The organism is Methylobacterium sp. J-030, from assembly GCF_022829545.1.
GTDB lineage: Bacteria > Pseudomonadota > Alphaproteobacteria > Rhizobiales > Beijerinckiaceae > Methylobacterium.
Genome location: NZ_JAKSYM010000091.1, coordinates 69505 through 89295, shown reverse-complemented (window position 1 = coordinate 89295; position 19791 = coordinate 69505). Strand labels below are relative to the sequence as shown.

Annotated in this window: 15 protein-coding genes and 1 tRNA gene; all 16 read left to right on the top strand. The window is 66.9% G+C overall.

Annotated features, from left to right (window positions below):
• Nucleotides 1-24 precede the first annotated feature (24 nt).
• The 16 genes from tuf (at nucleotide 25) to MKK75_RS05850 (ending at nucleotide 19595) form a co-directional block, all read left to right on the top strand.
• On the top strand, nucleotides 25-1215 hold the full coding sequence (gene tuf, locus MKK75_RS05925; protein ID WP_244041693.1) for an elongation factor Tu: 1191 nt from the start codon (nucleotides 25-27) through the stop codon (nucleotides 1213-1215).
• 168 nt (nucleotides 1216-1383) lie between these two features.
• The gene (locus MKK75_RS05920; RefSeq protein WP_244041692.1) at nucleotides 1384-2274 is read left to right on the top strand and encodes a hypothetical protein; all 891 of its coding nucleotides are present in this window, start codon (nucleotides 1384-1386) and stop codon (nucleotides 2272-2274) included.
• Between the two features lie 211 nt (nucleotides 2275-2485).
• Nucleotides 2486-2562 (top strand) — tRNA-Trp (locus tag MKK75_RS05915).
• Nucleotides 2563-2742: 180 nt separating this feature from the next.
• A complete protein-coding gene (gene secE / locus MKK75_RS05910; RefSeq protein ID WP_244041691.1) occupies nucleotides 2743-3039 on the top strand; it encodes a preprotein translocase subunit SecE in 297 nt (98 codons plus the stop codon).
• A 55-nt stretch (nucleotides 3040-3094) separates the two neighbouring features.
• Nucleotides 3095-3628: a transcription termination/antitermination protein NusG gene (nusG, locus tag MKK75_RS05905; protein WP_244041703.1), complete on the top strand. Its 534-nt coding sequence runs from the start codon at nucleotides 3095-3097 to the stop codon at nucleotides 3626-3628.
• A 221-nt stretch (nucleotides 3629-3849) separates the two neighbouring features.
• Nucleotides 3850-4299 carry a 50S ribosomal protein L11 gene (gene rplK / locus MKK75_RS05900; RefSeq protein ID WP_043385646.1) on the top strand — a complete coding sequence of 150 codons (450 nt, stop codon included), beginning with the start codon at nucleotides 3850-3852 and terminating at the stop codon, nucleotides 4297-4299.
• 11 nt (nucleotides 4300-4310) lie between these two features.
• Nucleotides 4311-5009, top strand: coding sequence for a 50S ribosomal protein L1 (gene rplA, locus MKK75_RS05895; RefSeq protein ID WP_043348287.1), 699 nt, complete (start codon nucleotides 4311-4313; stop codon nucleotides 5007-5009).
• Between the two features lie 72 nt (nucleotides 5010-5081).
• Entirely contained in the window at nucleotides 5082-5372 is a 291-nt protein-coding gene (locus MKK75_RS05890) for a GIY-YIG nuclease family protein (protein ID WP_244041690.1), read from the top strand.
• Nucleotides 5373-5613: 241 nt separating this feature from the next.
• Nucleotides 5614-7269, top strand: coding sequence for a B12-binding domain-containing radical SAM protein (locus MKK75_RS05885; protein ID WP_244041689.1), 1656 nt, complete (start codon nucleotides 5614-5616; stop codon nucleotides 7267-7269).
• Between the two features lie 35 nt (nucleotides 7270-7304).
• Nucleotides 7305-7574, top strand: a complete 270-nt coding sequence (locus MKK75_RS05880) for a type II toxin-antitoxin system ParD family antitoxin (RefSeq protein ID WP_244041688.1) — start codon at nucleotides 7305-7307, stop codon at nucleotides 7572-7574.
• Nucleotides 7564-7866 carry a type II toxin-antitoxin system RelE/ParE family toxin gene (locus MKK75_RS05875; protein ID WP_244041687.1) on the top strand — a complete coding sequence of 101 codons (303 nt, stop codon included), beginning with the start codon at nucleotides 7564-7566 and terminating at the stop codon, nucleotides 7864-7866. The genes MKK75_RS05880 and MKK75_RS05875 overlap by 11 nt, the downstream gene beginning before the upstream one ends.
• Before the next feature lie 519 nt (nucleotides 7867-8385).
• Entirely contained in the window at nucleotides 8386-8904 is a 519-nt protein-coding gene (rplJ, locus tag MKK75_RS05870) for a 50S ribosomal protein L10 (protein WP_244041686.1), read from the top strand.
• Between the two features lie 49 nt (nucleotides 8905-8953).
• Nucleotides 8954-9331 carry a 50S ribosomal protein L7/L12 gene (gene rplL / locus MKK75_RS05865; protein WP_244041685.1) on the top strand — a complete coding sequence of 126 codons (378 nt, stop codon included), beginning with the start codon at nucleotides 8954-8956 and terminating at the stop codon, nucleotides 9329-9331.
• 246 nt (nucleotides 9332-9577) lie between these two features.
• Entirely contained in the window at nucleotides 9578-13702 is a 4125-nt protein-coding gene (gene rpoB / locus MKK75_RS05860) for a DNA-directed RNA polymerase subunit beta (RefSeq protein ID WP_244041684.1), read from the top strand.
• 170 nt (nucleotides 13703-13872) lie between these two features.
• Nucleotides 13873-18084 (top strand): DNA-directed RNA polymerase subunit beta', encoded by a 4212-nt coding sequence (rpoC, locus tag MKK75_RS05855; RefSeq protein ID WP_244041683.1) that lies wholly within the window; start codon nucleotides 13873-13875, stop codon nucleotides 18082-18084.
• Nucleotides 18085-18497: 413 nt separating this feature from the next.
• Complete coding sequence (locus tag MKK75_RS05850; protein WP_244041702.1) at nucleotides 18498-19595, top strand: cell wall hydrolase; 1098 nt, start codon at nucleotides 18498-18500, stop codon at nucleotides 19593-19595.
• Nucleotides 19596-19791: the final 196 nt, after the last annotated feature.

Here is a 19791-nt window from a genome sequence, read left to right as displayed (position 1 = left end):
CGTATTCGAATCTAGGAGGCTCTGATGGGCAAGGAAAAGTTCTCCCGCACCAAGCCGCACTGCAACATCGGGACGATTGGGCACGTGGATCATGGCAAGACGTCTCTGACGGCCGCGATCACGAAGGTGCTGGCCGAGACGGGCGGGGCGACGTTCACGGCCTACGACCAGATCGACAAGGCGCCGGAGGAGAAGGCGCGCGGGATCACGATCTCGACGGCGCACGTGGAGTACGAGACGGCCAACCGGCACTACGCGCACGTGGACTGCCCGGGCCACGCCGACTACGTGAAGAACATGATCACGGGCGCGGCGCAGATGGACGGCGCGATCCTGGTGGTGTCGGCGGCCGACGGCCCGATGCCGCAGACCCGCGAGCACATCCTGCTGGCGCGCCAGGTCGGCGTTCCGGCGCTGGTGGTGTTCCTCAACAAGGTCGACATGGTCGACGACGAGGAGCTCCTGGAGCTGGTCGAGCTGGAGGTGCGCGAGCTTCTGTCGAAGTACGACTTCCCCGGCGACGACATCCCGATCACCAAGGGCTCGGCGCTGATGGCGCTGGAGGACAAGGAGCCGAAGATCGGCAAGGAGGCGGTGCTGGCGCTGATGGCGACGGTGGACAGCTACATCCCGCAGCCGGAGCGGCCGATCGACATGCCGTTCCTGATGCCGATCGAGGACGTGTTCTCGATCTCGGGGCGCGGCACGGTGGTGACGGGCCGGGTCGAGCGCGGGATCGTGAAGGTGGGCGAGGAGGTTGAGATCGTCGGCATCCGGGCGACCACCAAGACGACGGTGACGGGCGTGGAGATGTTCCGCAAGCTGCTGGACCAGGGCCAGGCGGGCGACAACGTCGGCGTGCTGCTACGCGGCACGAAGCGCGAGGACGTGGAGCGCGGGCAGGTGGTGTGCAAGCCGGGTTCGGTGAAGCCGCACTCGAAGTTCAAGGCCGAGGCCTACATCCTGACGAAGGAGGAGGGCGGGCGGCACACGCCGTTCTTCACGAACTACCGGCCGCAGTTCTACTTCCGCACGACCGACGTGACCGGGATCTGCACGCTGCCGGAGGGCACCGAGATGGTGATGCCGGGCGACAACGTGACCATGGACGTGGCGCTGATCGTGCCGGTGGCCATGGAGGAGAAACTGCGCTTCGCCATCCGCGAGGGCGGCCGCACGGTGGGCGCCGGCGTCGTCGCCGCCATCAACGACTGAGCCTGTCGGTCCCGTCGCGTCGCTTCATGCGACGCGACGGACCATGGGCATCCCACCGTTTCCGCGGCCCTCATCGACACAGATTGATGTGACTTACGCCGGCCTTCGTCTTGACGGAGCGCCGGCGTTGCCTTGTCCTGTCTGCGCCTGGTCTTGGGGGAGACTCGGATGTCGATCGGATCCTTTTTCCGGACTTGGTGTTTCCTGGCCCTGATCTGCGTGAGCGCCGCGGTCCTGACCGGCGCGGCCTGGGGCGATGCGCTGACCGACGGGCGGTTCCGCGAGGAGGTGGCGGCGCTGATCCGGGGTATCCGGCCGGGGGTGAAGGTGCTGCTGGAGGCGGATCCGGCGCAGCTCAGCGTCGGTACGAAGACGATCGATCTGACCAACCTGTACCAGCGCGTCCATGGCCTCTCCGAAGCCGAACGCCGTCAGGAGGTGGAGGAGTTCCTCGCCGTCGCCTTCGCCAAGGCGGGCCCAGCGTCTGACACGGGCGACCTCGCGACGGTCCGGTCGCGCTTGCGCCCGCAGCTCGTGCCGGACGAGATCCTTCAGCAATACAAGATGCTCGCGCATCGTCGGTTCTCCGAGACGCTGCACGTGGTCTACGTGCTCGACGAGCCGAATCGCTATCAATACGTGACTCGCGATATGCTCGCGGGCTGGCGGGTCGATCCTGCAGAGGTGGAGACGGCGGCTATCGCAAACCTTGCGGCGACCTCACGGGACGCGCCGTTCCATTTGGTGGTCGGAGACGGGGCGCCCCTCTTCGCCATAGCCGATCCCGGCGACGACTTCGCCATCGCGCGGCTGCTCGTGCCGTCGTATCTCGACGAGATCCGGCACGCCCTCAAGACGGACAGCATCACGCTGGCCGGACCGACCCGCAACCTGCTCCTCGCTTGGCCGTCCGGCAGCTCTGCCCGGCGTGACTTGGCGGCGGAAGCCACGCGTTACCTGCGCGCCGGCCCATACGGCCGCAGCGACGAACTGTTCCGCTTCGACGGTCACCAAGTCCGGCCGCTGAACACGATGGAGCGGGCGGATCACGGCCGCTGATCTGCGGCGGGGGCGCCGTTCATCGTCGCCGCGAATGGCCGCCGGCCGATCGGCTGCAGCAACGCTGTATCGGATCCGAAGTCGCGGGGCCTTCGCGGAGTGCATCTCGATCCGGCTGGGATCGCGGGCGGCGATTTCCGGTGCTCCGACCCCGCTCAGGCCGCCGAACCTCTTGCAAGCCGGGCCGCGATGGGGCATTTGGCGGTGCGCTAGGAGTGTAGCTCAACTGGTCAGAGCGCCGGTCTCCAAAACCGGAGGTTGCGGGTTCGAGTCCCTCCACTCCTGCCAGACATCATGCCCGATCCCGCGCGGCGGCCCGGTCGACAAGCCGGCGGAGTTGCGTTAGAGCGGGCACAATCCGAGATCTGAAGCGACCGTCGGTGCGGGCCCATCCGGGTCCTCGGCGCCGTCATTCGCGTTCCCGGAGCGGTCTCCGCCCGGGGCCGGACACGCACAGACACTGGCGCCATGGCATCGAACGAAGCGACCAAGAAGGTGGATATGGTGCGCGGCGCGGCCCGTGGCCCCGCGAACCCGCCGCCGGCCCGGCCGGCGACCCCGGCCCGGGCGCCGCAGAAGCGCGCCACGCCGGGCGAGTTCTTCGCGCAGGTCCGCGACGAGGCCCGTAAGGTCACGTGGCCGAGCCGCAAGGAGACCACGATCACCACCATCATGGTGTTCGTGATGGTGGTGGCCGCGAGCCTGTTCTTCACGGTGGTGGATCAGGCCCTGCGGTTCGTGGTCGGCCTGATCCTGGGCCTCTGAGGCCGCATCACCGGACGAGGGAGACCTCGCGGACTAGTCGGAGTTGAACACAACCGTGTCGAAGCGCTGGTACATCGTCCACGCCTACTCGAACTTCGAGAACAAGGTCGCCCAGTCCATCAAGGACCAGGCGGCCCAGCGCGGGCTGACCGAGCTGTTCGACGAGGTGATGGTCCCGATCGAGAAGGTCGTGGAGGTGCGCCGCGGCCGGAAGGTCGATGCCGAGCGCAAGTTCTTCCCCGGCTACGTTCTGGTGAAGTGCGACCTGACCGACGAGGTCTACCACCTCATCAAGAACACCCCGAAGGTCACGGGCTTCCTGGGCGCCGACAAGTCGAAGCCGGTGCCGATCCCCGACTCCGAGGCCGAGCGGATCAAGGGCCAGGTCGCCGAGGGCGTCGACCGGCCGAAGCCCTCCGTCTCCTTCGAGATCGGCGAGACCGTCCGGGTCGCCGACGGCCCGTTCGCCAGCTTCAACGGCACCGTCGAGGAGATCGACGAGGCCCGCTCCCGCCTCAAGGTGGCCGTGTCGATCTTCGGCCGCGCCACCCCGGTGGAGCTCGAATACGCCCAGGTCGAGAAGGCCTGAGCGTCGAGCGAATAGGGAGTAGCGAATAGCGAGTAGGGCGGTCGAGCCCTGCGGGCCACCGGTGCCCCTATTCGCTATCCGCTACTCCCTATTCGCCAAACCCCCGCGGGAGATCCGCCCGGCCTCGCCTCCGGGATCGCCGGATCGCACCGCGACCTGCAACCGTCCGACCCGCCGCGCTTCAGGCCGCGTGGGGGCGGATTCTCATTGGGAGCAGTCCCATGGCGAAGAAGATCACGGGCTACGTGAAGCTTCAGGTCCCGGCCGGCGCGGCGAACCCGTCGCCGCCGATCGGCCCCGCGCTCGGTCAGCGCGGCCTCAATATCATGGAATTCTGCAAGGCCTTCAACGCGAAGACCGCGCAGATGGAGAAGGGCACCCCGATCCCGGTGATCATCACCGCGTATCAGGACCGCTCCTTCACCTTCGAGATGAAGCAGCCCCCGGTCACCTTCTTCCTGAAGAAGGCCGTCGGCCTGAAGATCGGCAAGAAGCCGGCCTCCGGCTCCAAGACCCCGGGCAAGGGCCCGACCGTCGGCAAGATCTCCGAGGCGCAGCTGCGCGAGATCGCCGAGAAGAAGATGCCCGACCTCAACTGCGACTCGATCGAGTCGGCCGTTGCCATGATCCGCGGCTCCGCCCGGGCCATGGGCCTTGAAGTCACGGCCTGAGGGAGGACGGCATGGCTAAGGAAGGCAAGCGCATCCGCGCCGCCCGCGAGGGCATCGAGGTCACCAAGCTCTATCCCCTCGACGAGGCGATCAAGCTGGTGAAGGAGCGGGCGACCGCGAAGTTCGACGAGACCGTCGAGGTCTCCATGAACCTCGGCGTCGATCCCCGCCACGCCGACCAGATGGTCCGCGGCGTCTGCAACCTGCCGAACGGCTCCGGCCGGACGGTCCGCGTGGCGGTCTTCGCCCGCGGCGCCAAGGCGGACGACGCCAAGGCGGCCGGTGCCGACATCGTCGGCGCCGAGGATCTCCTGGAGATCGTGCAGAGCGGCAAGATCGAGTTCGACCGCTGCATCGCGACCCCCGACATGATGCCGCTGGTCGGCCGTCTCGGTAAGGTGCTGGGCCCGCGCGGCCTGATGCCGAACCCGAAGGTCGGCACCGTCACCATGGACGTGAAGGGCGCCGTCGCCGGCGCCAAGGGCGGCTCGGTGGAGTTCCGCGTCGAGAAGGCCGGCATCGTCCATGCCGGCGTCGGCAAGGTCTCGTTCGACGCCGACAAGCTCGTCGAGAACATCAAGGCCTTCGCGGACGCCGTCGCCAAGGCGAAGCCCGCGGGCGCCAAGGGCACCTACGTCCAGCGCATCGCCGTCACCTCGACGATGGGCCCGGGTGTGAAGGTCGAGCCGAACACGGTTCTGACTGCCTGAGGCAAGGTAGAGCATCTACGCTGCGGAGCGCCCGGTCGGAAACGGCCGGGCGTTGTCCGTTGAGGGGCGCGGATGGAGCGGCTGTCCCACGTGTACATTCTGGCGAGCCGGCGGAACGGCACGCTGTACACCGGTTCGAGCACGGATTTGGCGCGGCGTGTTTGGGAACACCGTACCGGCGCCATGCCGGGGTTCACCCGGGATTACGGCGTGACCATGCTGGTCTGGTACGAAGCCTATCCGTGGATCATCGATGCGCGGGTGTGGGACTATGCGATCAAGCGCTGGCGGCGGGCTTGGAAGCTCGCGCTGATCGAGGAATTCAATCCCGCGTGGCGCGACCTGTATGACGATCTGGTCTGATGAGCCGCTTCGCGGCGAGTCTTGTGCTAGATCCCGGATCAGGTTCCGCTGTCGCTGCACCTGTCCGGGAAAGGGTGGTGCAGGATGAAACACCCACCCTTTCCCGGGCGCATGGAGCGCCAGCGGAATGCGACCCGGGACCCAGCACACGAGTCGCCGCGACAGAGGCGCCACTTTCCTCACGCCATTCTTAACGGTGAAGGGGGGCGCCAACGCGCATGGCTGTGCTAGATAGGCCGCCATGCGATGCACCCTGACGGTCTCCTCCAAGCGACGCATCCTGTGCGTCTTCCCCGCCTACACGCCGTCCTTCGGGACATTCTCCCACGCCTATCCGTTGATGGGCGGGGTGAAGGCGTTCATGCCGCCGCAGGGGCTGCTGCTGATCGCGGCCTACATGCCGGAGGCCTGGGAATGCCGGTTCATCGATGAGAATATCCGCCGCGCGGGCCCGGCCGACTTCGCCTGGGCCGACGCGGTGTTCGTCTCGGGGATGCACATCCAGGAGGCGCAGATCCACGACATCCGCGACCGTGCTTGCGCGGCTGGCAGGGTGACGGTGCTCGGCGGCCCCTCGGTCTCGGGCGCCCCGGAGAAGTACGGCGACTTCGACTACCTCCATATCGGCGAGATCGGCGACGCCACCGACCAGCTCATCGCGCGCCTCGACGCCGACCTGACCCCGCCGCCCGCCCAGGTGGTGCTGGAGACGAAGGACCGGCTCGCGCTCTCGGACTTCCCGGCCCCCGCCTACGAGGCGGCGCCGCTCAAGCGCTACCTGATCGGCTCGCTGCAATTCTCCTCGGGCTGCCCGTATCGCTGCGAGTTCTGCGACATCCCGCAGCTCTACGGCCGCCAGCCGCGCCTGAAGAGCCCCGAGCAGATGTGCGCCGAGCTCGACGCCATCATCAGCCAGCCCGGCCATCCGGCGGTGGTCTACTTCGTGGACGACAACTTCATTGCCAACCGCAAGGCGACCCGCGAGATGCTGCCGCACCTCGTGGAATGGCAGAAGAAGAACAACTACCCGCTGCAGTTCGCCTGCGAGGCGACGCTGAACATGGCCAAGCAGCCCGAGATCCTCGAGCTGATGCGGCAGGCGAACTTCATGACCGTGTTCGTCGGCATCGAGACCCCGGAGGCGGAGGCGCTTAAGGGCATCGACAAGACCCACAACGCCGCCGTGCCGATGTACGAGGCGATCGAGACCCTGAATTCCTACGGGCTGGAAGTCACCTCGGGCATCATCCTGGGGCTGGATTCCGACACCGACAAATCCGAGCAGAACCTGATCGACTTCATCGACCGCTCGGCGATCCCGGTCCTGACCATCAACCTGCTCCAGGCCCTGCCCAAGACTCCGCTCTGGGACCGGCTCACGCGCGAGGGCCGGCTCATCCACGATGCCAGCCTCGAATCGAACGTCCTGTTCAAGCGCCCGCACGATACCGTCGTGAGCAGCTGGCGGCGGGCTATCGCGCATGCCTACACGCCCGAAAACATCTTCGAGCGGTTCAAGCACCAGTGCGCGGTGACCTACCCGAACCGCATCACCACGCCGACGGCGGGCAAGCTGACCTTCACCAACCTGCGCCGGGGCCTGATCCTGGGCTTCAATATCATTACCCGGGTCGGGATTTTTTCCGACTATCGCAAGCCGTTCTGGAGTGCTGCGGGCTATGCCCTGAAGCGCGGGCAGATCGAGGCGGTGTTCAACATGGGCTTCGTGGCCCACCACCTGATCCGCTTCACCCGCGAGGCCCTGCGCGGCGAGCACAACGCGTCCTTCTACGCCGCCAAGGCCGCGGAGGCGAAGGAAGCCGAGAAGGCCGCCCGCGACCGGAGCTGGTGGGAGGCGGCGCGGCGCAAGCTGGTGCCGGAGCGCGAGGCAGCATAGCCTGGCAGTCTCGCTATCGGATGCGGAAGTTCGGTATGGCCGTGATCGACCTGACCCCCGACCTCGACCACTTCGTGCGAAGCCAAATCGAGGCCGGCCGCTTTCGGGATCCATCCGAGGTGATCGCCGCCGGATTGCGCCTCTTGGAGGAGGACCTCGCGACTCGGGCTGAGCATCGCGACCAGCTTCTGTCTTCGATCGTGGCTGCCTTCGATGATCCTCAACCCGGATTCAGCGTCGCTGTCGCATTCGATCGGCTGGAAGAGCGGCACGCACGTCGGGTGAGCAACGGCGGTGAGCCTTGAGGTCATTCTCCAGCCGGAGGCCCTGGCGGATCTCGAATCCATTTACGACTATATCGCCGCCGATAGCCCGGAACGGGCGATCGCCTTCATCCGTCGGATTCGGGGCCGTTGCGAGTCGCTCTCCCGACTTCCCAAGGCGGGGCGTGCCCGGGACGATCTCAGGCCCGGCTTGAGGCTCGTCGCCTTCGAGCGCTGCGTCGTCATCGCGTATGCCCTGCGCGAGACGCGTATCGATGTCCTGCGTATCCTCTATCGTGGACGCGACGTCGATGCGCTGCTCAGTCAGGCCTGAGTACCGTGGCGTGCGAGGGAGGCTCGGCGACCGCCTACAACCCCTTGCCTGCGGCGGAAAAGTCGCGCTTCGGCCCTTGGCAGGCGGCTTGCTAGGCTCTATACACCGCGCCTCACGCATTTCACCCTCACGGAAGGAGACGGCCGATCGGCCGGTTTCCGCTCGAAATGTCGCCCGGGCAACCGGGTGGCACTGGCCGGCAGGATCCAGAGGGCAACGAGCCCCGCGGAGCCTCGTCCGGCCATGTCCTGTCCGAGACTGCAGGTGCCGGTTCGCCGGCTTAATCTCCCAGCCTGCACAGACGGGGAAGACCGAATTCACTACGCCTCGCCTCGGCGCACGCCGCGGAGAGGATGTCGGTTTGAACCCACTCGCCCGAAGCGGCCCGGAAGGGTGCGCGCGGGGACAGGGCCGCGAAGCGTCGTTCGGACGTTCTCGGTCTTACGGCCGAGATCACGTCCGGGCGGCATGTGCAACCGGCGGACCCGAATTCGGGTTCCGCCAACCGGAGAGAGCCCAGTGGACCGGACAGCAAAAGCTGATCTCGTCTCGACGCTCAACGGCGTGTTCAATCAGAGCGCCGTCGTCGTCGTGGCCCACTACAAGGGCCTCACGGTCGCCGACATGCAGAAGCTGCGCACGCAGATGAAGCAGGCCGGCGCCACCGTGAAGGTCGCCAAGAACAGCCTCGCCGGCATCGCACTCGATGGCACGGACGTCGCCTCCATCAAGCCGCTCCTGAAGGGCCCGACCCTGCTCGCCTATTCCGGCGATCCGGTCGCAGCCGCCAAGGTCGCGGTCGATTTCGCCAAGGTGAACGAGAAGCTCGTGATCCTCGGCGGCGCGATGGGGAAGACCGCCCTGAACCCGGACGGCGTGAAGGCCCTCGCCTCGCTCCCGTCCCTCGACGAACTGCGCGCCAAGATCGTGGGCCTCGTGCAGGCGCCCGCGACCAAGATCGCTCAGGTCGTCAACGCGCCGGCGGCCAAGCTCGCCCGTGTGTTCGGAGCCTATGCCAAGAAGGACGAGGCCGCCTGAGGCCCTTCAAAAATCACCCGTTCGAACCGATATCTGAGAGGAATTGAAAATGGCTGATCTTGCCAAGCTCGTCGACGACCTGTCCTCGCTGACCGTTCTCGAGGCCGCCGACCTGGCCAAGATGCTCGAAGAGAAGTGGGGCGTCTCCGCCGCTGCTGCCGTCGCCGTGGCCGCCGGCCCGGCCGCCGGTGGCGCCGCCGCCGCCGTCGAGGAGCAGACCGAGTTCACGGTCATGCTCGCCGCCGCCGGCGACAAGAAGATCGAGGTCATCAAGGAGGTCCGCGCGATCACCGGGCTGGGCCTCAAGGAAGCCAAGGACCTCGTCGAGGGCGCGCCGAAGCCCGTCAAGGAGGCCGTGTCCAAGGACGAGGCCGAGAAGCTCAAGGCCCAGCTGGAGAAGGCTGGCGCCAAGGTCGAGCTCAAGTAAGCCGACGATGGGCCGGTCCCGGCCCATCACCCCACGGAGGCTCCCGGTGAGCCTGTCGTGACCGGAGCCCGCGGGTGCAACGCCCGCGGGCTTTAGGCCGCTTCGGCGGACGGTCCCGCGAGGGATTGGAAACGAGATTTACGTTCGGTGGCGCGGCCCGGCGGGGCGCGCGTCACGGCCCGGCGCGGGAGGTCCTTCCAGGGACGCTTCCCCGGGCGCGAGGCACGCGGGTAGGAGCGAGGTCACATGGCCAACACGCTGGTCGGTCGCAAGCGCATTCGGAAGTTCTTCGGCAAGATCAAGGAAGTTGCCGAGATGCCGAACCTCATCGAGGTTCAGAAGGCGTCCTACGACCAGTTCCTGATGGTCGACGAGCCCGAGGGCGGGCGCGGCGACGAGGGGCTGCAGAGCGTGTTCAAGTCGGTGTTCCCGATCTCCGACTTCGCCGCCACCGCCCTGCTCGAATTCGTGCGCTACACGTTCGAGGCCCCGAAGTACGATGTGGACGAGTGCCGCCAGCGCGGCATCACCTTCGCGGCCCCGCTGAAGGTCACGCTGCGCCTGATCGTGTTCGATGTCGATCCCGACACCCAGGCGAAGTCGGTCAAGGACATCAAGGAGCAGGACGTCTACATGGGCGACATGCCCCTGATGACGGAGAACGGCACCTTCATCGTCAACGGCACCGAGCGCGTCATCGTCTCGCAGATGCACCGCTCGCCGGGCGTGTTCTTCGACCACGACAAGGGCAAGACCCATTCCTCGGGCAAGCTCCTGTTCGCCGCCCGCATCATCCCGTACCGGGGCTCCTGGCTCGACGTCGAGTTCGACGCCAAGGACATCGTGCACGTCCGCATCGACCGGAAGCGCAAGCTGCCGGCGACGTCGCTGCTCTATGCCCTGGGCCTCGACGGCGAGGAGATCCTGTCGACCTTCTACAACCGCGTGGTCTACGACCGCGACGGCGCCGACTGGCGCGTGCCGTTCGATGCGGAGCGCATGAAGGGCATGAAGGCGACCGTCGACCTAATCGACGCCGATTCCGGCGAGGTCGTGCTGGAGGCCGGCAAGAAGCTCAACGCCCGCAACGCCCGCCAGATCACCGACAAGGGCACCAAGTTCCTCAAGGCGACCGACGAGGATCTCGTCGGGCAGTACATCGCCGAGGATCTGGTCAACGGCCAGACCGGCGAGATCTGGGCCGAGGCCGGCGAGGAGATTTCCGACAAGCTCCTGAAGAGCCTGGAAGATGCCGGCATCACCGAGCTGCCGGTGCTCGACATCGATCACGTCAATGTCGGCCCCTACATCCGCAACACGCTGGCGGTCGACAAGAACTCGGCCCGCGAGGGCGCGCTGTTCGATATCTACCGGGTGATGCGCCCGGGCGAGCCACCGACCCTCGACACCGCCGAGGCGATGTTCCACTCGCTGTTCTTCGATTCCGAGCGCTACGACCTCTCGGCGGTCGGCCGCGTGAAGATGAACATGCGCCTCGACCTCGACGCCGCCGACACGGTCCGCACCCTCCGCAAGGAGGACATGCTGGCTGTGGTGAAGGCGCTGGTCGAGCTGCGCGACGGCAAGGGCGAGGTCGACGACATCGACCACCTCGGCAACCGCCGCGTCCGGTCGGTGGGCGAGCTGATGGAGAACCAGTACCGCCTGGGCCTCCTGCGCATGGAGCGCGCCATCCGCGAGCGCATGAGCCAGGTCGATATCGACACGGTGATGCCGCAGGACCTGATCAACGCGAAGCCCGCGGCCGCGGCCGTGCGCGAGTTCTTCGGCTCGTCGCAGCTGTCGCAGTTCATGGACCAGACCAACCCGCTCTCCGAAGTGACGCACAAGCGCCGCCTCTCGGCCCTCGGCCCGGGCGGTCTGACCCGCGAGCGCGCCGGCTTCGAGGTGCGCGACGTGCACCCGACCCATTACGGCCGCATCTGCCCGATCGAGACGCCGGAAGGCCCGAATATCGGCCTGATCAACTCGCTCGCCACCTTCGCGCGGGTGAACAAGTACGGCTTCATCGAGACCCCGTTCCGCCGCGTCCGCGACGGCGTGGTCACCGACGAGGTCGCCTACCTCTCCGCCATGGAGGAGGCGAAGTACTACGTCGCCCAGGCGAACGCCCAGATGGACGAGGCCCGCAAGCTCACGGAGGACCTCGTGGTCTGCCGTCGGGCCGGCGAGGTCATCGTCGTCGGGCCTGAGCGCGTCGATCTCATGGACGTGTCGCCGAAGCAGCTCGTCTCGGTCGCCGCGGCGCTGATCCCGTTCCTCGAGAACGACGACGCCAACCGCGCGCTCATGGGCTCGAACATGCAGCGCCAGGCGGTGCCGCTCGTCCGCGCCGACGCCCCGTTCGTGGGCACCGGCATGGAGGCGGTGGTCGCGCGCGATTCCGGCGCCGCCATCGCGGCCCGCCGGGCCGGCATCATCGATCAGGTGGACGCCACCCGTATCGTCATCCGCGCCACCGAGGAGGCGGATGCGAACAAGCCCGGCGTCGACATCTACCGCCTCCAAAAATTCCAGCGCTCCAACCAGTCGACCTGCATCACGCAGAAGCCGCTGGTCCGCGTCGGCGAGTTCGTGAAGAAGGGCGAGATCATCGCCGACGGTCCCTCGACCGAGTTCGGCGAGCTGGCGCTCGGCCGGAACGTGCTCGTCGCGTTCATGCCGTGGAACGGCTACAACTTCGAGGACTCGATCCTGCTCTCCGAGCGGATCGTGAAGGATGACGTGTTCACCTCGATCCACATCGAGGAGTTCGAGGTGATGGCCCGCGACACCAAGCTCGGGCCGGAGGAGATCACCCGCGACATCCCGAACGTCTCCGAGGAGGCGCTCAAGAACCTCGACGAGGCCGGCATCGTCTACATCGGTGCCGAGGTGAATGCCGGCGACATCCTCGTGGGCAAGATCACCCCGAAGGGCGAGAGCCCGATGACGCCGGAGGAGAAGCTGCTCCGCGCCATCTTCGGCGAGAAGGCCTCGGACGTGCGTGACACCTCCCTGCGGGTGCCGCCGGGCGTCACCGGGACCATCGTGGAAGTCCGCGTGTTCAACCGCCACGGCGTCGACAAGGACGAGCGCGCCCAGGCGATCGAGCGCGAGGAGATCGAGCGGCTCGCCAAGGACCGCGACGACGAGCAGGCGATCCTTGACCGCAACACCTACGCCCGTCTGGCGGACGTGCTGATCGGTCAGGCGCCGGTGGCCGGCCCGAAGGGCTTCAAGAAGGACACCACGCTCACCCGCGAGCTGATCAACGACTACCCGCGCTCGCAATGGTGGCAGTTCGCCGTCATCGAGGACCGTCTCATGACCGAGATGGAGGCGATGCAGAAGCAGTACGACGAGTCGAAGAAGCGCCTGGAGCAGCGCTTCCTCGACAAGGTCGAGAAGCTGCAGCGCGGCGACGAATTGCCCCCCGGCGTCATGAAGATGGTCAAAGTCTTCGTGGCGGTGAAGCGCAAGATCCAGCCGGGCGACAAGATGGCCGGCCGTCACGGCAACAAGGGCGTCGTGTCACGGATCGTGCCGATCGAGGACATGCCGTTCCTGGAGGACGGGACGCATGCCGACATCGTGCTCAACCCGCTCGGCGTGCCCTCGCGCATGAATGTCGGCCAGATCCTGGAGACGCACCTGGGCTGGGCGGCTGCGGGCCTGGGTCGCAAGGTGTCGAAGGCGGTGGATGCCTATCTGAAGTCGCAGGACATCGCGCCGCTGCGGGAGGAGATGACGGCGATCTACTCCCCCGGTGAGCTCGACGGCCTGACGGACGAGGAGCTGGCCGAGGCCGGCAACAACGTCCGCCGCGGCGTGCCGATGGCCACTCCGGTGTTCAACGGCGCCAAGGAGGCCGACATCGAGCAGATGCTGGAGATGGCCGGGCTCGACCGCTCGGCGCAGTCGACGCTCTATGACGGGCGCACCGGCGAGCCCTTCGACCGCAAGGTGACGATGGGCTACATCTACATGCTGAAGCTCCACCACCTCGTGGACGACAAGATCCACGCGCGGTCGATTGGCCCGTACTCGCTCGTCACCCAGCAGCCGCTGGGCGGCAAGGCGCAGTTCGGCGGCCAGCGCTTCGGCGAGATGGAGGTCTGGGCGCTGGAGGCCTACGGCGCGGCCTACACGCTGCAGGAGATGCTCACGGTGAAGTCGGACGACGTGGCCGGCCGCACCAAGGTCTACGAGGCGATCGTCCGCGGCGACGACACGTTCGAGGCCGGCATCCCCGAGTCGTTCAACGTGCTCGTCAAGGAGATGCGCTCGCTCGGCCTCAACGTCGAGCTCACCTCCTCCAAGAAGGCGGCCAACGACCAGCTCGAACCGCCGGCGGACGCGGCCGAGTAAGAGAGCCGCGAACAACCTCCCGTGGCGGCCGAGCGCCGCCACGGTCGAGCACGGAGGGGCGGGGCCTCCGACGATGACGGCCAGCGGCGCCCGAGCAGGGCGCGGCGTCGGATGCATTCGGTACGCGGCGGCCCTGGCGCAGGGCTGTCGGCGTCAACAGGGAGCGGATCATGAACCAAGAGGTCATGAACCTTTTCAACCAGCAGGCCACGCCGGTCAGCTTCGATCAGATCAAGATCTCGATCTCGTCGCCGGAGAAGATCCTCTCCTGGTCGTACGGTGAGATCAAGAAGCCCGAGACCATCAACTATCGGACCTTCAAGCCGGAGCGCGACGGCCTGTTCTGCGCGCGCATCTTCGGGCCGATCAAGGATTACGAGTGCTTGTGCGGCAAGTACAAGCGCATGAAGTACAAGGGCGTCATCTGCGAGAAGTGCGGCGTCGAGGTCACATTGGCGCGCGTCCGGCGCGACCGCATGGGCCATATCGAGCTGGCCGCCCCGGTCGCGCATATCTGGTTCCTGAAGTCGCTGCCGAGCCGCATCGGCCTGCTGCTCGACATGGCGCTCAAGGACCTCGAGCGGATCCTGTACTTCGAGTCGTACTGCGTCATCGAGCCGGGCCTCACCCCCCTGAAGGAGCGTCAGCTCCTGACGGAGGAGGAGTACCTGCGCGCGCAGGAGGAGTACGGCGAGGACAGCTTCACCGCCATGATCGGCGCCGAGGCCATCCGGCGCATCCTGCAGGAGCTCGACCTCGACAAGATCGCCAACGATCTGCGCGAGGAGATCGCGGTCACCACCTCGGAGCTGAAGCCCAAGAAGCTCCTGAAGCGCCTCAAGATCATCGAGGCGTTCCAGCAGTCGGGCAACAAGCCCGAGTGGATGATCCTGACGGTCGTGCCGGTGATCCCGCCGGACCTGCGCCCGCTGGTCCCGCTGGATGGCGGCCGCTTCGCGACCTCCGACCTGAACGACCTGTACCGCCGCGTCATCAACCGCAACAACCGCCTGAAGCGGCTGATCGAGTTGCGCGCGCCCGACATCATCATCCGCAACGAGAAGCGGATGCTGCAGGAGGCGGTCGACGCCCTGTTCGACAACGGCCGCCGCGGCCGCGTCATCACGGGTGCCAACAAGCGCCCGCTGAAGTCGCTCGCCGACATGCTGAAGGGCAAGCAGGGCCGGTTCCGCCAGAACCTGCTCGGCAAGCGCGTCGACTACTCGGGCCGCTCGGTCATCGTGGTCGGTCCGGAGCTGAAGCTGCACCAGTGCGGCCTGCCCAAGAAGATGGCTTTGGAGCTGTTCAAGCCGTTCATCTACGCGCGCCTCGACGCCAAGGGTTTTTCCGCGACCGTCAAGCAGGCCAAGAAATTGGTCGAGAAGGAGAAGCCGGAGGTCTGGGATATCCTCGATGAGGTGATCCGCGAGCACCCGGTGATGCTGAACCGCGCGCCGACGCTGCACCGGTTGGGCATCCAGGCCTTCGAGCCGAAGCTGATCGAGGGCAAGGCGATCCAGCTCCACCCGCTGGTCTGCGCCGCGTTCAACGCCGACTTCGACGGCGATCAGATGGCCGTGCACGTCCCGCTGTCGCTGGAAGCGCAGCTGGAAGCGCGCGTCCTGATGATGTCGACCAACAACATCCTGCACCCGGCCAACGGTCAGCCGATCATCGTGCCGTCGCAGGATATCGTCCTCGGCCTCTACTACCTGTCGATCGTGGCCGAGGGCGCGCCGGGTGCGTTCAACGCGGGCGACACCAAGAACCCGATGCAGGGCGTCTACGGCAACATGGGCGAGCTGGAGCATGCTCTCGCCGCCAAGGCCGTGTCTCTGCACTCCAAGATCAAGTGGCGCTGGACCGGCATCGGCCCGGACAATGAGCCCCTGACCAAGACCTACGAGACCACCCCGGGCCGGGTGATCCTGTCCGGCGCCCTGCCGAAGCACGCCAAGGTGCCCTTCGACGTCGTCAACAAGCTGATGACCAAGAAGGAGATCTCGGCGATGATCGACACCGTCTACCGCCACTGCGGTCAGAAGGAGTCGGTGATCTTCTGCGACCGGATCATGGCGCTCGGCTTCAACCACGCGTTCAAGGCCGGCATCTCGTTCGGCAAGGACGACATGGTCGTGCCGGAGAACAAGTGGTCGATCGTCGACACCACCCGCGCGCTCGTGAAGGATTACGAGCAGCAGTACAACGACGGCCTGATCACCCAGGGCGAGAAGTACAACAAGGTGGTCGATGCCTGGGCCAAGTGCTCGGACAAGCTGGCCGCCGAGATGATGGGCCGGATCTCGGCCGTCCAGAAGGACGAGCACGGGGCCGACAAGCAGGTCAACTCGATCTACATGATGAGCCACTCGGGTGCCCGTGGCTCGCCTGCCCAGATGAAGCAGCTCGCGGCGATGCGCGGCCTCATGGCCAAGCCGTCGGGCGAGATCATCGAGACCCCGATCATCTCGAACTTCAAGGAAGGCCTGGACGTTCTGGAGTACTTCAACTCCACGCACGGTGCCCGTAAGGGCCTCGCCGACACCGCCCTGAAGACCGCCAACTCCGGCTACCTGACCCGCCGCCTCGTCGACGTGGCCCAGGACGCGGTGATCCGCGAGGTCGATTGCGGCACGACCAACGGCATCAAGATGCGCGCCATCGTGGATGCCGGCCAGGTCGTGGCAACGCTCGCCACCCGCATCCTCGGCCGCGCCACGGCGGAGGATCTCGTGGCCGCGGACGGCACGGTGATCGTCAAGACCGGCGAGACCATCGAGGAGCGTCACCTGCCGGCGATCAACGCCGCCGGCATCCAGGAGGTGAAGATCCGCTCGGTGCTGGTCTGCGCCACCAAGAGCGGCGTCTGCGCCACCTGCTACGGGCGCGACCTCGCCCGCGGCACGCCCGTCAATATGGGTGAGGCCGTCGGCGTTATCGCGGCGCAGTCGATCGGCGAGCCGGGCACGCAGCTCACGATGCGCACCTTCCACATCGGCGGTGCGGCCCAGATCGCCGACTCGTCCTTCATCGAGTCGAGCTTCGAGGGCACGATCAAGATCCGCAACCGCGCCGTCGCCAAGAACACGGACGGGGATCTGATCGCCACCGGGCGCAACGTGGCGGTGGTCATCGTCGGGTCGGACGGGGTCGAGCGGGCGGTCCACCGCCTGCAATACGGCGCCAAGCTCCGGGTTGACGAGGGTGACAAGATCAAGCGCGGGCAGCGGATCGCCGAGTGGGATCCCTACACCCGTCCGATCCTCACCGAGGTCGACGGCATCGTGGCCTACGAGGATCTGGTCGACGGCCAGTCCATGACCGAGACCACCGACGAGTCGACCGGCATCGCCAAGCGCGTCGTCGTCGACTGGCGCGGCTCGGCCCGGACCTCGGACCTGAAGCCCGCGATGGTCGTGGTCGACAAGGACGGCAAGGCGCTCAAGCTGCCCCGCGGCTCGGATGCCCGCTACTTCCTGCCGGTCGACGCCATCATCGGCTACGATCCCGGCGCGAAGGTGAAGGCCGGCGACATCCTGGCCCGCGTCTCGACCGACTCGGCCAAGACCCGCGACATCACCGGCGGTCTGCCGCGGGTGGCGGAGCTGTTCGAGGCCCGGCGCCCGAAGGATGCGGCGATCATCGCCGAGAAGTCGGGCACCATCGCGTTCGGCCGCGACTACAAGAACAAGCGTCGGCTCACGCTGACGCCGCATGACGGCTCGGAGGCGGTCGAGTACCTGATCCCGAAGGGCAAGCACATCCACCTGCAGGACGGGGACGTGGTCGAGCTCGGCGATTATATCGTCGACGGAAACCCGGCGCCGCACGACATCCTGGCGATCAAGGGCGTGGAGGAACTCGCGGCCTACCTCGTCAACGAGATCCAGGAGGTCTACCGGCTGCAGGGCGTGTCGATCAACGACAAGCACATCGAGGTGATCGTCCGTCAGATGCTGCAGAAGGTCGAGGTGACCGACGGCGGCGACTCGGACATCCTCTCGGGCGACCAGATCGACCGGACCGAGCTGACCGACTTCAACGAGAAGCTGCTCGCCGAGGGCAAGAAGCCGATCCAGGGCGTCCCGGTCCTGCTCGGCATCACCAAGGCGTCGCTGCAGACGAAGTCGTTCATCTCAGCGGCCTCGTTCCAGGAGACCACCCGCGTCCTCACCGAGGCGGCGGTCAACGGCAAGGTCGATACCCTGGAAGGCCTCAAGGAGAACGTCATCGTCGGCTCGCTCATCCCGGCGGGCACCGGCTCGATGGTGGCGGACATCCGCACCATCGCCCGCCGCCGCGACGCGATGATCCTGCAGCAGAAGCAGACCGAGAGCGGCGCGATGCCGGTCGAGGAGCTTCCGCCCGCCGCTGCCGAGTGAGGCAACCGGCATTCGTGAGATGACAGAGGGCGGCCTTCGGGCCGCCCTTTTCTTTGGGTGCGAGCCTTCCTCAACGGCGCCGTCTTCGTGAGCCAAGCGAAGCAATCCAGGGCGGCGCCACGCTTGCCGACGTCCGGCTGTCCTGGGTCACCCTGCTCTGCTCGCGATGACGGGGCGGGACGCGTCGACCGCAGCGTTCAAACGGAAACCGTATCGAGACAGGCGCAACCGATCGGCCTTAACGGCCGCTCAACCATACCGGGCGATAAATCTGAGGCGGCCCCGGAAACACCCTGGAAACGGGGATGCTGGGGCCGGTTCGGGTGCGTGAGTACGGGTCGGGCGTCGTGGGCACGAGACGAGGACGACGGGAATCGAGCCTGCGCTGGCTCTCGGCGGCGCTGACGCCCTGGATGGTCGGCCTCGGCCTCTTGGTGTCGTTCACCGCCGATGCCGGCACGGAGAACGCCCTCGGATCGAGCCGCCTCGGCCTGATCGACGCTGATACGGTTCCGCCCCTGCCGCCCGGCACCCTGCTGATCGGCTCCGCTCTGCGCCGCCTGGGCGACGAGCCGCCCCGGGCGGTATTCAAGACCGGCGCGCACGTCTTCCCCGTCGTGCAGCGCGCGGACAAGGGTAACCCGGCCCGCCCGCCCGCCGAGAGCTTCGCCCGCCGCGCCGTGAACCTCCGCGAGACCGGCGCCGCTCTGGTGTTCGGCGATGTCACCGGCAGCGTCACGGGCGTGCTCACGCAGGGCTCCGCCGTCTGGGACCCCCAATCCGAGCCTGAGGCCGCCTTCCAGCCCGTCCCCGATCTCGGTCTGACCACGGGCGCCGGCAGCGCCGCCTCCACGGGCGAGGGCACCGCCGATCTTACCGAGGACGGCGACCCCGCGCGCTTCGACGGCTCGACGCCGCCGGTACCCCGCGCCGTGGCTCTGTCGTCGACCACGCCGGCCCCGGCCGACGCGATCCCCATCGAGGTCGCGGCCGCAAGCCTTGCGCTGCCCGATTTCGCGATCCGCACCGAGCGTCCCGACAGCGCCCAGCCGGTCCCGGAGGATGCCCGCCGGCGCTACGCCGACCTGATCGATCCGGACTCCCTCGATAAGGAGCAGCGCTGCCTGTCCGAGGCGGTCTACTTCGAGGCCCGCAGCGAGCCTGAGGCCGGTCAGGCCGCCGTCGCCCAGGTCGTGCTGAACCGCGTGAAGAGCGGCCTGTATCCAAGCAGCGTCTGCGGCGTCGTCTACCAGAACCGGCACCACTACATGGGCTGCCAGTTCTCCTTCGCCTGCGAGGGCAAGTCGCTGCGCATCACCGATGCCGGCGCCTGGGAAACCGCCACCCGGATCGCCCGTTCGGTGATCGAGGGTCGGACCTACCTCGCCGAGGTCGGCGCCGCCACCCATTACCATGCCGACTACGTGCGGCCGGGCTGGGCCCGACGCCTGCGCAAGATGGACGTGATCGGCCGGCACATCTTCTACCAGCTCAAGGCCGGTCAGACCTGATCGTGTCTCGACCGGATTTTGTAAGAAATCCTGATGCGGAACCGTGCAATTCTACCTAGGTAGGCGACGCTTAAGCAGTCGAAACCAAGGGTTAATTTTACCTTCGTTTTCGATAAAGCTTGCGCGCAGGGCAACGAGTCTGGCCTCTGGTACGTCGAGACGGGTGCCGCCTTCGCGGTCCCATCCGCCGTATTGC